The organism is Burkholderia sp. BCC1985 (assembly GCF_905339915.1).
Lineage (GTDB): Bacteria > Pseudomonadota > Gammaproteobacteria > Burkholderiales > Burkholderiaceae > Burkholderia.
The window spans coordinates 359,882-372,260 of the sequence record NZ_CAJPGY010000001.1; the positions used below are offsets into that span (position 1 = coordinate 359,882).

At 67.5% G+C, this 12,379-nt stretch carries 12 protein-coding genes; 5 read left to right on the plus strand and 7 right to left on the minus strand.

Annotated features, from left to right (window positions below):
- Positions 1–138 precede the first annotated feature (138 nt).
- The 5 genes from U4Z31_RS01690 to U4Z31_RS01710 all read left to right on the plus strand — a co-directional run bounded on the left by U4Z31_RS01690 (position 139) and on the right by U4Z31_RS01710 (position 6,915).
- A complete protein-coding gene (locus U4Z31_RS01690) occupies positions 139–1,215 on the plus strand; it encodes a regulator (RefSeq protein ID WP_185735489.1) in 1,077 nt (358 codons plus the stop codon).
- A gap of 10 nt (positions 1,216–1,225) precedes the next feature.
- Complete coding sequence (gene recJ, locus U4Z31_RS01695) at positions 1,226–2,923, plus strand: single-stranded-DNA-specific exonuclease RecJ (protein ID WP_321809269.1); 1,698 nt, start codon at positions 1,226–1,228, stop codon at positions 2,921–2,923.
- Positions 2,924–3,106: 183 nt separating this feature from the next.
- Positions 3,107–4,211 (plus strand): peptide chain release factor 2 gene (gene prfB, locus U4Z31_RS01700; RefSeq protein WP_124488306.1). Its coding sequence is split into 2 segments (ribosomal slippage): positions 3,107–3,187 and positions 3,189–4,211, totalling 1,104 coding nucleotides; the frame shifts between segments, so codons are not numbered across the junction.
- A gap of 75 nt (positions 4,212–4,286) precedes the next feature.
- Entirely contained in the window at positions 4,287–5,813 is a 1,527-nt protein-coding gene (lysS, locus tag U4Z31_RS01705) for a lysine--tRNA ligase (RefSeq protein WP_044848186.1), read from the plus strand.
- Between the two features lie 346 nt (positions 5,814–6,159).
- A complete protein-coding gene (locus U4Z31_RS01710) occupies positions 6,160–6,915 on the plus strand; it encodes a glycine zipper 2TM domain-containing protein (protein WP_124522148.1) in 756 nt (251 codons plus the stop codon).
- A 126-nt stretch (positions 6,916–7,041) separates the two neighbouring features.
- Here U4Z31_RS01710 and iscX read toward each other — a convergent pair whose 3' ends face one another.
- From iscX to U4Z31_RS01745, 7 genes are all read right to left on the minus strand, one after another.
- The gene (gene iscX, locus U4Z31_RS01715; protein WP_044848188.1) at positions 7,042–7,251 is read right to left on the minus strand and encodes a Fe-S cluster assembly protein IscX; all 210 of its coding nucleotides are present in this window, start codon (positions 7,249–7,251) and stop codon (positions 7,042–7,044) included.
- A gap of 44 nt (positions 7,252–7,295) precedes the next feature.
- Positions 7,296–7,637, minus strand: coding sequence for an ISC system 2Fe-2S type ferredoxin (fdx, locus tag U4Z31_RS01720; protein WP_044848189.1), 342 nt, complete (start codon positions 7,635–7,637; stop codon positions 7,296–7,298).
- A gap of 88 nt (positions 7,638–7,725) precedes the next feature.
- Positions 7,726–9,594 carry a Fe-S protein assembly chaperone HscA gene (gene hscA / locus U4Z31_RS01725; protein ID WP_044848190.1) on the minus strand — a complete coding sequence of 623 codons (1,869 nt, stop codon included), beginning with the start codon at positions 9,592–9,594 and terminating at the stop codon, positions 7,726–7,728.
- 54 nt (positions 9,595–9,648) lie between these two features.
- Complete coding sequence (gene hscB, locus U4Z31_RS01730; RefSeq protein WP_044848201.1) at positions 9,649–10,176, minus strand: Fe-S protein assembly co-chaperone HscB; 528 nt, start codon at positions 10,174–10,176, stop codon at positions 9,649–9,651.
- A gap of 94 nt (positions 10,177–10,270) precedes the next feature.
- A complete protein-coding gene (gene iscA / locus U4Z31_RS01735) occupies positions 10,271–10,594 on the minus strand; it encodes an iron-sulfur cluster assembly protein IscA (RefSeq protein ID WP_011885413.1) in 324 nt (107 codons plus the stop codon).
- A 64-nt stretch (positions 10,595–10,658) separates the two neighbouring features.
- The gene (iscU, locus tag U4Z31_RS01740; RefSeq protein WP_009691729.1) at positions 10,659–11,066 is read right to left on the minus strand and encodes a Fe-S cluster assembly scaffold IscU; all 408 of its coding nucleotides are present in this window, start codon (positions 11,064–11,066) and stop codon (positions 10,659–10,661) included.
- Positions 11,067–11,134: 68 nt separating this feature from the next.
- Positions 11,135–12,358 carry an IscS subfamily cysteine desulfurase gene (locus tag U4Z31_RS01745; protein WP_044848191.1) on the minus strand — a complete coding sequence of 408 codons (1,224 nt, stop codon included), beginning with the start codon at positions 12,356–12,358 and terminating at the stop codon, positions 11,135–11,137.
- Positions 12,359–12,379 lie beyond the last annotated feature (21 nt).

A 12,379-nucleotide genomic window follows, 5' to 3' on the forward strand; every position in this document is an offset into this window, starting at 1 on the left:
TTTCTGCTGGTTACGGCGGGGATGGCGGCCCGAGGCCGGAGCGCCGCCCGGGGCGCGGTCGAAAAAAGCGGTCGCCGGACGCAATCGGGCCCAATCGGACCGTCAGCCGGCCCGATCACGCGCGCAGTTTGCCATACAATGCGCACCATCATGCACGACCGACGCCTCCATTTTCTCGTTCCGTTCGCGCTGCCGTCGGCGGCCGATGCGGCCTCGTCCCTGCACACGCTGGACAGCCCCGCGCTCGAAAAGTTGCTCGCCCGCGCGAGCCTCGTCGAGCGCGTGGCCGGCGAGGACTTCCAGCGCACGCTGCCGCACGAGCGCTGGCTGGCCCGCCGGTTCGGCGCGACCCAGGGCAACGCCGCCGACGAGGCGCCGCTCGCGCCCTACATGCTGCTGGCGGACGGCGGCGACCCGGGCACCCAGGCCTGGGCGTGCGTCGAGCCCGTCCATGTCGAAATCGCGCACGATCACCTCGTGCTCGTCGACCCGGCGAGCCTCGCGCTCGACGACGGCGACGCCGCCGCGTTGCTGGCGGTCGCGCGCCCGCTGATCGAGGAGCTCGGCGTGCGACTGGAAGCGCCGCATCCGGCGCGCTGGTATCTGTCCAGCGAGCAGCTCGCCCGCCTCGCCGGCGCCGCGCCGCTGCGCGCCAGCGGCCGCAACATCGAGATCTGGTTGCCGCACGAGGCGCACACCGGCGAACGCTCGCGGATGTGGATGAAGCTGCAGAACGAAGTGCAGATGGCGTGGTTCCAGCATCCGGTCAACGAAGCGCGCGAAGCGCGCGGGTTGCCCGCCGTCAATTCGATCTGGTTCCACGCGCAGGGCACGCTGAAGCCGGTCGGCAAGCCGTTCGCGCGCGTGCTGTCCGTGTCGCCCGCCGCGCTCGGCCTCGCGCGCGCGGCGCAGGCCGAGGCCGGCGCCGTGCCGGCCGCATTCGGCACATTGCCCGCCGCCGCCGGCGCGACGCTCGTCGAGCTGCCCACGCTGTCCGCCCCGTTCATCGAACAGGACTGGGCACGCTGGCACGACGCGCTCGCCGCGCTCGAGCGCGACTGGTTCGCGCCCGCCCTCGCCGCGCTGCAGAACGGCGAGCTGGCCGGCGTCGACTTCACGCTGTGCGGCGACACCAGCTCCGTGACGCTGCACGCGACGCGCGGCGACCTGCGCAAGTTCTGGCGCCGCCGCGCGCTGGCATCCCTGTTCGAATAACCCGACCTGTATGACCCGGATCGTTACCCGCCCCGTCGCGCCCGCCGACGCCGAAGCGCTCGCGCGCCACGGCCTGCATCCCGTCCTCGCGCGCCTGTATGCGTCACGCGGCGTGCAGTCCCCGACCGACATCGAAACCGCGCTCGCGCGGCTCGTGCCGCCCACCGAACTGAAAGGCTGCGCGGACGCCGCGGCGCTGCTCGCCGACGCGATCGCCGACCGACGGCGCCTGCTGGTCGTCGCCGACTACGACTGCGACGGCGCGACCGCCTGCGCAGTCGCGGTGCGCGGCCTGCGGATGTTCGGCGCGCAAATCGACTACCTGGTGCCGAACCGCTTCGAATACGGCTACGGGCTCACGCCCGAGATCGTCGAACTCGCGGCCGCGCGCAAGCCCGACCTGCTGATCACCGTCGACAACGGGATCGCGAGCGTCGCGGGCGTCGAGGCCGCGAACGCACGCGGCATCGACGTGCTCGTGACCGACCACCACCTGCCCGGCGACGCGCTGCCCGCCGCGCGCGCGATCGTCAACCCGAACCAGCCCGGCTGCGCGTTCCCGAGCAAGCACATCGCCGGCGTCGGCGTGATGTTCTACGTGCTGCTCGCGCTGCGCGCCGAGCTGCGCCGCCGCGGCGCGTTCGCGAGCAAGGAAGCCGAACCGCGCCTCGACGGGCTGCTCGACCTCGTCGCGCTCGGCACCGTCGCCGACGTCGTGCGGCTCGACGGCAACAATCGCGTGCTCGTCGCACAGGGGCTGCAGCGCATCCGCAACGGCCGCATGCAGCCGGGCATCGCCGCGCTGTTCCGCGCCGCCGGCCGCGAGGCGCGCACCGCATCGGGCTTCGACCTCGGCTTCGGCCTCGGCCCGCGCCTGAACGCCGCCGGGCGGCTCTCGGACATGTCGCTCGGCATCGAGTGCCTGATCACCGACGACATCGGCCGCGCGTGGGACCTCGCGCAGCAGCTCGACGTGATGAACCGCGAGCGCCGCGAGATCGAGGCCGGCATGCAGCAGCAGGCGCTCGCCGATCTCGCCGACGTCGATCCGGCCGACGCGTGCACGATCACGCTGTTCAATCCCGAATGGCACCAGGGCGTGATCGGCATCGTCGCCGGACGGCTCAAGGAGAAATTCCACCGCCCGTCGTTCACGTTCGCGCATGCGGACGAGGCCGGCACGCGGGTCAAGGGTTCGGGCCGCTCGATTCCCGGCTTCCACCTGCGCGATGCGCTCGACCTCGTGTCGAAGCGCGAGCCCGACCTGATCGTCGCGTTCGGCGGCCACGCGATGGCGGCCGGTCTCACGCTCGACACCGACAACGTGCCGCGCTTCGCGGCCGCGTTCGAGGCCGTCGCGCGCGAGTGGCTGTCCGACGACGCGCTGGCGCGCGTGATCGAGACCGACGGCGAACTCGAGGAAGCGTATTTCACGCCGCAGTTCGTCGGGCTGCTCGACGAAGCCGTCTGGGGCCAGGGCTTTCCGGCCCCGCTTTTCTCCGGCGAATTCGACGTCGTGTCGCAGTCGCTCGTGAAGGAAAAGCACCTGAAGCTGCAACTGGCGCGCGGCCGCCAGCGCTTCAACGCGATCTGGTTCAACCACACCGAGCCGCTGCCGGCGAGCGCGCTGATCGCGTACCGGCTCGTGGCCGACACGTGGAACGGCGTGACGCGCGTCCAGCTGATCGTCGAACACGCGGCCGGCTGAACGCCAACCGGCCGGCCACCCGGCCCGCGGGGCCCGCGGGCCATGTGCAGACCACATGCGAACCACATGCGCGCCGCGCCGGACGGGGCCGCGGCGCGCACGCAAGCACACTTCGCGTCACCGGGAAACCCTGCCGATCGGCTATAATTCCGCTTTTTTACGAAGCAAGAATAGCGAACGATCATGGAAGCGGAACGTCTCAACGCGATCGAAAGCTCCCTGCTCGACCTGCGCAACCGCGCGGGCGAGCTTCGGGGGTATCTTTGACTACGACGCCAAAGCTGCGCGTCTGACCGAAGTCAACAAGGAACTCGAGGACCCGAACGTCTGGAACGATTCGAAGAACGCCCAGGCACTCGGCCGCGAGAAGAAGCTGCTCGAAGGCGTCGTCACGACGCTGACGGCGCTCGATAGCGACCTGCGCGATGCGCTCGACCTGTTCGAGCTCGCACGCGAGGAAGGCGACGAAGACACCCTCGTCGCATCGGAAGACGACGCGAAGAAGCTCGAAGCACGCGTCGGCGACATCGAGTTCCGCCGGATGTTCTCGAACCCGGCCGACCCGAACAACTGCTTCATCGACATCCAGGCCGGCGCCGGCGGCACCGAAGCGTGCGACTGGGCATCGATGCTGCTGCGCCAGTACCTGCGCTACTGCGAACGCAAGGGCTTCAAGGCCGAGGTGCTCGAAGAGTCCGACGGCGACGTCGCCGGCATCAAGAACGCGACGGTCAAGGTCACGGGCGAATACGCATACGGCTTCCTGCGCACCGAAACGGGCATCCACCGCCTCGTGCGCAAGTCGCCGTTCGACTCGTCGGGCGGCCGTCACACGTCGTTCTCGTCGGTGTTCGTCTATCCGGAAATCGACGATTCGATCGAAGTCGAGATCAACCCGGCCGACCTGCGCATCGACACGTACCGCGCCTCGGGCGCGGGCGGCCAGCACATCAACAAGACCGACTCCGCGGTGCGGATCACGCACATGCCGACCGGTATCGTCGTGCAGTGCCAGAACGACCGCTCGCAGCACCGCAACCGCGCCGAAGCAATGGCGATGCTGAAATCGCGCCTGTACGAAGTCGAAATGCGCAAGCGCCAGGCCGAACAGGACAAGCTCGAATCGAGCAAGACCGATGTGGGCTGGGGCCACCAGATCCGTTCGTACGTGCTCGACCAGAGCCGCGTGAAGGACCTGCGCACGAACGTCGAAATGAGCAACACGAGAGCCGTCCTCGACGGCGATCTCGACGACTTCATCAGCGCGAGCCTCAAACAGGGCGTGTAAGCGCCGCAGCGCGGCCCCTCCGGTCGCGCCGCCCTTCCCGTTGCGTTGCCGCACCCACTCCGAATTCCGACCATCATGACCGAACCGACCCAAACGCAGCCCGCCGTCGCGGCGGACGAAAACCAGATCATCGCCGAGCGCCGCGAGAAGCTGCGCGCACTGCGCGAGCAAGGCGTCGCCTATCCGAACGATTTCCGGCCGACGCATCACGCCGCCGATCTCCAGGTGAAATTCGCCGACTCGGACAAGGCCGCGCTCGAAGCGAACCCGGTCGAGGTGTCGGTCGCCGGCCGCATGATGCTCAAGCGCGTGATGGGCAAGGCGAGCTTCGCGACGGTGCAGGACGGTTCGGGCCAGATCCAGTTCTTCGTGACGCCGAACGACGTCGGCGCGGAAACCTACGACGCATTCAAGAAGTGGGACCTGGGCGACATCGTCGCCGCACGCGGCGTGCTGTTCCGCACCAACAAGGGCGAGCTGTCGGTCCAGTGCAAGGAACTGCGCCTGCTGTCGAAGGCGCTGCGTCCGCTGCCGGACAAGTTCCATGGCCTCGCCGACCAGGAAATGCGCTATCGCCAGCGCTATGTCGACCTGATCGTCACGCCGGAAACGCGCGACACGTTCCGCGCGCGCACCAAGACCATCGCGTCGATCCGCAAGTTCATGGACAACGCCGAGTTCATGGAAGTCGAGACGCCGATGCTGCACCCGATCCCGGGCGGCGCCGCGGCCAAGCCGTTCGTCACGCACCACAACGCGCTCGACATGCAGATGTTCCTGCGCATCGCGCCGGAGCTGTACCTGAAGCGCCTGATCGTCGGCGGTTTCGAACGCGTGTTCGAGATCAACCGCAACTTCCGGAATGAAGGCGTGTCGCCGCGCCACAACCCGGAATTCACGATGATGGAGTTCTACGCCGCGTACACCGACTACCGCTGGCTGATGGACTTCACCGAGCAGCTGATCCGCCAGGCGGCGATCGATGCGCTCGGCACCGCGACGATCCAGTACCAGGGCCGCGAGCTCGATCTCGCGAAGCCGTTCCACCGCCTGACGATCACGCAGGCGATCCAGAAGTACGCGCCGCAGTACACCGACGGCCAGCTGTCGGACGACGCGTTCCTGCGCTCCGAACTGAAGCGCCTCGGCGTCGACGTGTCGCAGCCGGCCTTCCTGAACGCCGGCATCGGCGCGCTGCAGCTCGCGCTGTTCGAGGAAACCGCCGAATCGCAGCTGTGGGAGCCGACCTACATCATCGACTACCCGGTCGAAGTGTCGCCGCTCGCACGCGCGTCGGACACGGTGCCGGGCATCACCGAGCGTTTCGAGCTGTTCATGACCGGCCGCGAGATCGCGAACGGCTTCTCGGAGCTGAACGATCCGGAAGACCAGGCCGCGCGCTTCAAGAAGCAGGTCGAGCAGAAGGATGCGGGCGACGAGGAAGCGATGTTCTTCGACGCCGACTACATCCGCGCGCTCGAACACGGGATGCCGCCGACGGGCGGTTGCGGGATCGGCATCGACCGTCTCGTGATGCTGCTGACCGACAGCCCGACGATCCGCGACGTGCTGCTGTTCCCGCACCTGCGCCGCGAAGACTGACGGCCGTACCCGCGTGTGCGCCGCGCCCTGCGGCGCGCACGCGTCAGCTTTGTAACCACGCGTAAATCCCGCCTGCCGGCGTTCGCCGGCTTTCGATCCTCCCCCGTTTTATTCCCTCGTCGCGACGGCCTTCTCCGGGTTTTCCCTGTAGCAAACGCCGATCCCGCGCTGCAATTCGTTACACCTTGATACGGTGCGCCGCTCGCTCGTGGACGACACTCCTGTTGCGTCACCACGCATGACCACGGGACCAGAACGAGGCGCCGGAACGCCAAGTCTGCTCGCTCCCGAGCGTGGGATCCGGCCAGCGCCAACGTGCGAAACCGGGTCGACACCGGAGAAGAAAATGGACAACCAGAATCAAACCACGCCGCAAAAGCAACGCCTGCACCCGCTCATCGCGACCGCCGCAGGCGCCGTCATCGTCGCCAGCCTCGCCGCCACCGCCGCGATCACGGGCATCTTCCCGAAGGCCAGCAGCAACAACGCGCAGAACGGCCAGACCCAGGCCGCGCTGATCGCGTCGCAGCCGGCCGTCGATACGGCGGCAGCTGCCAGCGCCGCGCTCGCCGCGCAAGCGCAGCAGCAAGCAGCCGAACAGGCCGCGCAGAAGGCTGCGGCCGAGAAAGCCGCTGCGGAGAAGGCAGCTGCGGCACAAGCCGAGCCGCGGCCCGCGCCGCGCCCGGCAGCCACGCACCACCGCCATACGCCGGCACCGCAACCGCCGCAATACGCGCAACAGCCGTCCGCACCCGCGCAGCCGGCCTATTGCCAGACCTGCGGCACGGTCGTCGCGATTACGCAGACGCGCACGCCGGGCCAGAGCTCGGGGATCGGCGCGGTCGGCGGCGCAGCGGCCGGCGGCCTGCTCGGCAACCAGTTCGGTCACGGCAACGGCCGCACCGCGATGACGATCATCGGCGCGCTCGGCGGCGGTCTCGCCGGCAACCAGGTCGAGAAGCAGGTACGCGCGGAAACCGACTACCAGGTGCAGGTCCAGATGGAAAGCGGCGCGACGCGCACGTTCACGTACCACAACCCGCCGCCGTTCGGCCAGGGCCAGCGTGTGCGGATCGAGAACGGCACGCTGGTCGGCTCGTAATGCATGACGAATCGCCGCGCGGCTCTTGCGCCGCGCGGAAATGAAAAAGGCTCGTGACGCGTCACGAGCCTTTTCCTTTTGCGGGAGCGTTGCCGGCGCCACGCGGTGCGGGCGTCGGCGCGAACCTCAGTCTTCGTCGTCGAAGTCCGATTCGTCGATCCAGTGAGCCTGGATCGCTTCGAGGATCTTCTCGCCCGAGTGCGCCGGGTCGTCGGTGAAGCCGTCCAGCTCGATGACCCATTGGCGCAGGTCGACGAAATTGACCCGCTGCGGATCGACGTCCGGATGCTTGTCTGCCAGCGCGATGGCGATTTCGCGCGAATCGGTCCATTTCATGGCCTGCTCTCCCGTATAAGTGGCGAGTCCGCCCCGCCGATCCGTCAGTGATTTTCCTTCGCGTGGTTGATCGAGTACTTCGGGATCTCGACCACCAGGTCCGAATCTTCCTTCACGATCGCCTGGCACGACAGGCGCGATGTCGGCTCGAGGCCCCACGCCTTGTCGAGCAGGTCGTCTTCGTCCTCCTCGGACGGCTCGAGATCGTTGAAGCCCTCGCGGATCACCACGTGGCAGGTCGTGCACGCGCACGACTTCTCGCACGCATGCTCGATCTCGATCCCGTGGTCGAGCAGGTTGTCGCAAATACTCTTGCCGGGCGTCGCGTCGATCACTGCACCGTCCGGGCACAGTTCGACGTGAGGCAGCACCACCAGTTGAGGCATGTCCGTTCCGTCAGTCAGGGTGCGGCGGCTGGCGCCGCACGGTTCAATATCGCGCGGGCCGTCGCCGGCCCGCATGCAGTTCGTTCGTTCAGATCTCGTCGAGGCGGCGGCCCGACAGTGCGCGCTTGATGCTCTTGTCCATCCGGCGCGCCGCGAATTCGTCGGTGCCGTCGGCCAGCGTCTTGGTCGCGGTCTCGATCGCGTCCGTGTCGTCGCCCTGCGCGATCGTGCGCAGCGCCGCGACGAGCGCGTCGACCTGCGTGCGTTCGGCATCGTCGAGCAATTCGCCGTCGGCCGCCAGCGCCGCCTGCGTCGCCTCGATCATCCGCTCGGCCTCGACCTGCGCTTCGCGCAGCGCGCGTGCGCGCATGTCGATCTCGGCGGTCTTGAAGCTGTCCTCGAGCATCTTCGCGATGTCGTCGTCGGCGAGGCCGTACGACGGCTTCACGACGACCGACGCCTCGACGCCCGAATGCTGCTCGCGCGCGAACACCGACAGCAGCCCGTCCGCATCGACCTGGTAGGTCACGCGGATGCGCGCCGCACCGGCCGTCATCGGCGGGATGCCCCGCAGCTCGAAGCGCGCGAGCGAGCGGCAGTCGGCGACGAGCTCGCGCTCGCCCTGCACGACGTGGATCGCCATCGCGGTCTGGCCGTCCTTGAAGGTCGTGAATTCCTGCGCACGCGCGATCGGAATCGTCGAATTGCGCGGAATGATCTTCTCGACGAGACCACCCATCGTCTCGACGCCGAGCGACAGCGGAATCACGTCGAGCAGCAGCCAGTCGTCGCCGCTGCCGCGATTGCCGGCGAGCAGGTCGGCCTGGATCGCCGCGCCGAGCGCGACGACCTGGTCCGGATCGAGGTTGACGAGCGGCGGCTGGCCGAAATACTTCGCGACCGCCTCGCGGATCACCGGCATGCGCGTCGCGCCGCCGACCAGCACGACACCCTTGATGTCGGCCGGGCTCACCTGCGCATCGCGCAGGGCCTTGCGGGTCGGCGTCAGCGTACGCTGCACGAGCGGCTCGACGAGCGCGGCGAACGTGTCGTGCGAGATCGTCTGCACGAGGTGTGCACCGGTCGACAGCGTCACGTCGAGCGACGCCTGCGGCGCGGACGACAGCGCTTCCTTCAGCACGCGCACGCGATCGAGCAGCAGGCGCACGTCCTCGGGCGCGAGCGCCTTCGCGTCGATGCCGGCCTGCGCAAGTACGTGACCGAACAGCGCGTGGTCGAAATCGTCGCCGCCGAGTGCGGAATCGCCGCCCGCGGCCAGCACTTCGAACACGCCCTTCGTCAGCTTCAGGATCGACAGGTCGAACGTGCCGCCGCCGAGGTCGTACACCGCGTAGAGGCCTTCGGCCGCGTTGTCGAGACCGTAGGCGATCGCGGCCGCGGTCGGTTCGTTCAACAGGCGCAGTACGTTGAGGCCCGCGAGGCGCGCGGCGTCTTTCGTCGCCTGGCGCTGCGCGTCGTCGAAATACGCGGGCACCGTGATCACCGCGCCGACCAGATCGTCGCCGAGCGTGTCTTCCGCACGGTAACGCAGCGTCGCGAGAATCTCGGCCGACACTTCGACCGGGCTCTTCACGCCGTCGATCGTGCGAATCTGCACCATGCCGGGTGCATCGACGAATTCGTACGGCGCGTTCGCCGCGCCTTCGACCTCGGCCTTGCCGCGGCCCATGAAGCGCTTGACCGACACGATCGTGTTGCGCGGATCGGTCGCGGCCTGCTCCTTCGCTTCGTGACCGATGCGGCGGCCGCCCTTCTCCAGATAACGGACCACCGACGGCAGCAGCGCGCGGCCCGCTTCGTCCGGCAGCACTTCGGGCACGCTGTTGCGCACGGCCGCGACGAGCGAGTTCGTCGTGCCGAGATCGATCCCGACAGCGAGTCGCCGCTGGTGCGGCGCCGGCGCCATGCCCGGTTCGGAAATTTGCAGTAAAGCCATCTTGGTTCGTTCGGGCGCTCGGCCCGTTTGCTGCGCGTGCCGCGAGGCACGCGGTTAAGTTTCGAGGCGCTCGATCTGCGCGCCCACTTCCGACGCGACCCGTTCGATGAACATCAGCTGGCGCACGGCCTCGGCGGCGGCCTGGTCGGCCGCGCTGTCGAGCAGCGTGCCGAGGCGCTCGAGGCGCACGCGCTTTTCGTCGCGCAGCTCGGCGAGCAGCGCATCGAGCGCGTCGACGTTGCGGGCAGCCGCGGCATCCTCGATGCCTTCGCGCCACTCCATCTGCTGCATCAGGAACGCGGGCTCCATCGCGGTGTTGTTTTCGGCACCGATGTCGACGCCGCGCAGCGACAGCAGATAGGTCGCGCGCTTCAGCGGATCGCGCAGCGTGCGGTAGGCTTCGTTCGCACGGGTCGCCCATTGCATCGCGATGCGCTTTTGCGCGTCGCCGGCCGCCGCGAAGCGGTCCGGGTGCACCTGCGTCTGCACCGTGCGATAGGCGCTGTCGAGCGCCGTCTCGTCGAGCGCGAATTGCGCCGGCAGGTGAAACAGATCGAAGTGGCTGTCTTTCAGCGAAACCATCGTCGCGTTCAATTCCGGTTCGTCGCGCGGCAAACGCCGCACATTAAAAAGGCGGCCCGTGCCGCCTCTTGCCCGCATCGCGCGGAAACCCGCGTCACACGCGGAACGATTCGCCGCAGCCGCACTCGTCCTTCACGTTCGGGTTGTTGAACTTGAACCCCTCGTTCAGGCCTTCGCGTGCGAAGTCGAGCTCGGTGCCGTCGATGTACGCGAGGCTCTTCGGGTCGACGACGACCTTCACGCCATGGCTCTCGAACACCTGATCCTCGGGAGCCAGCTCGTCGACATACTCGAGCTTGTACGCGAGCCCCGAGCACCCGGTCGTGCGAACGCCAAGCCGCAGGCCCACACCCTTGCCGCGACGGACGAGGTATTTCTGGACGTGCTGTGCTGCTTTTTCGGTCAGTGTAATTGCCATGATGTCCTTGCCGCGGCGCGCCACCCGGGCCCGCCGCGATCCTTCACAAGCCGCTCGATGCCGCTCAGGCTGCTGCCTGATCGCCTTCCTTGGTGTCGTGGCGCTTCTTGTAGTCGGCCACGGCTGCCTTGATCGCGTCTTCCGCGAGAATCGAGCAGTGAATCTTCACCGGCGGCAGGGCCAGCTCTTCGGCGATCTGCGTGTTCTTGATCGACAGTGCCTCGTCGAGGGTCTTGCCCTTCACCCACTCGGTCACGAGCGAGCTCGACGCGATGGCCGAGCCGCAGCCGTACGTCTTGAACTTCGCGTCTTCGATCACGCCGTCCGCGCCGACGCGGATCTGCAGCTTCATCACGTCGCCGCAGGCCGGCGCGCCGACCATGCCCGTGCCGACCGCGTCGTCGTCTTTCGCGAACGAACCGACGTTACGCGGGTTTTCGTAGTGATCCAGAACCTTGTTGCTGTATGACATGACTCAAACTCCTTGACTCGTTACGTCTGCGTGCGCAAATCCGCCCGCGAATGTATTCAATGCGGTGTTCAGTGTGCGGCCCATTCGATCGTCGACAGATCGATGCCTTCCTGGTGCATTTCCCAGAGCGGCGACAGTTCGCGCAGCTTCGCGATCTTGCTGTTCAGCAGGTTGATCACGAAGTCGACGTCCTGCTCCGTCGTGAAGCGGCCGACCGTGAAGCGGATCGAGCTGTGCGCGAGTTCGTCGTTGCGGCCGAGTGCACGCAGCACGTACGACGGCTCCAGCGACGCCGACGTGCAAGCCGAGCCCGACGACACCGCGACGTCCTTGATCGCCATGATCAGCGACTCGCCTTCGACGAAGTTGAAGCTGATGTTCAGGTTGTGCGGGACACGGTGCTCCATGTCGCCGTTCACGTACGTTTCCTCGATCTGCGACAGGCCGCGCAGCAGCTTGTCGCGCAGCATGCGGATGCGCTCGTTCTCGGTCGCCATTTCTTCACGCGCGATGCGGAACGCTTCGCCCATGCCGACGATCTGGTGCGTCGCCAGCGTGCCCGAACGCATGCCGCGCTCGTGGCCGCCGCCGTGCATCTGCGCTTCGATGCGCACGCGCGGCTTGCGACGCACGTACAGCGCGCCGATGCCCTTCGGGCCGTAGGTCTTGTGCGCCGAGAACGACATCAGGTCGACCTTCAGCTTCGCGAGGTCGATCTCGACCTTGCCGGTCGACTGTGCGGCGTCCACGTGGAACACGATGCCCTTCTCGCGGCAGATCTCGCCGATCGTCTCGATGTCCTGGATCACGCCGATCTCGTTGTTCACGTGCATCACGGATACGAGGATCGTGTCCGGGCGCAGCGCGGCCTTGAACACGTCGAGGTCGATCAGGCCGTCTTCCTTCACGTCGAGATAGGTGACTTCGAAGCCGTCGCGCTCGAGCTCGCGGCAGGTGTCGAGCACGGCCTTGTGCTCGGTCTTCACCGTGACGATGTGCTTGCCCTTGCCCTTGTAGAAATTCGCGGCACCCTTGATCGCGAGGTTGTCCGATTCCGTTGCGCCGGACGTCCAGATGATCTCGCGCGGATCCGCGTTCACGAGCGCAGCCACCTGTTCGCGCGCTTCCTCGACCGCGCGTTCGGCATCCCAGCCGTACGCGTGGCTGCGCGATGCCGGGTTGCCGAACTGCTCGCGCAGGTACGGCACCATCTTGTCGACCACGCGCGGGTCGACCGGCGTCGTCGCGCTGTAATCCATGTAGATGGGCAGGTGGAGAGTCTCTTGGGTCATCTGTCGCTCCGGGTATTCTGT

Coding starts and splice junctions, on each gene's coding strand:
- U4Z31_RS01690 (WP_185735489.1), top strand. CDS start 139: ATGCGCACCATCATGCACGACCGACGCCTCCATTTTCTCGTTCCGTTC.
- recJ (WP_321809269.1), top strand. CDS start 1,226: ATGACCCGGATCGTTACCCGCCCCGTCGCGCCCGCCGACGCCGAAGCG.
- lysS (WP_044848186.1), top strand. CDS start 4,287: ATGACCGAACCGACCCAAACGCAGCCCGCCGTCGCGGCGGACGAAAAC.
- U4Z31_RS01710 (WP_124522148.1), top strand. CDS start 6,160: ATGGACAACCAGAATCAAACCACGCCGCAAAAGCAACGCCTGCACCCG.
- iscX (WP_044848188.1), bottom strand. CDS start 7,251: ATGAAATGGACCGATTCGCGCGAAATCGCCATCGCGCTGGCAGACAAG.
- fdx (WP_044848189.1), bottom strand. CDS start 7,637: ATGCCTCAACTGGTGGTGCTGCCTCACGTCGAACTGTGCCCGGACGGT.
- hscA (WP_044848190.1), bottom strand. CDS start 9,594: ATGGCTTTACTGCAAATTTCCGAACCGGGCATGGCGCCGGCGCCGCAC.
- hscB (WP_044848201.1), bottom strand. CDS start 10,176: ATGGTTTCGCTGAAAGACAGCCACTTCGATCTGTTTCACCTGCCGGCG.
- iscA (WP_011885413.1), bottom strand. CDS start 10,594: ATGGCAATTACACTGACCGAAAAAGCAGCACAGCACGTCCAGAAATAC.
- iscU (WP_009691729.1), bottom strand. CDS start 11,066: ATGTCATACAGCAACAAGGTTCTGGATCACTACGAAAACCCGCGTAAC.
- U4Z31_RS01745 (WP_044848191.1), bottom strand. CDS start 12,358: ATGACCCAAGAGACTCTCCACCTGCCCATCTACATGGATTACAGCGCG.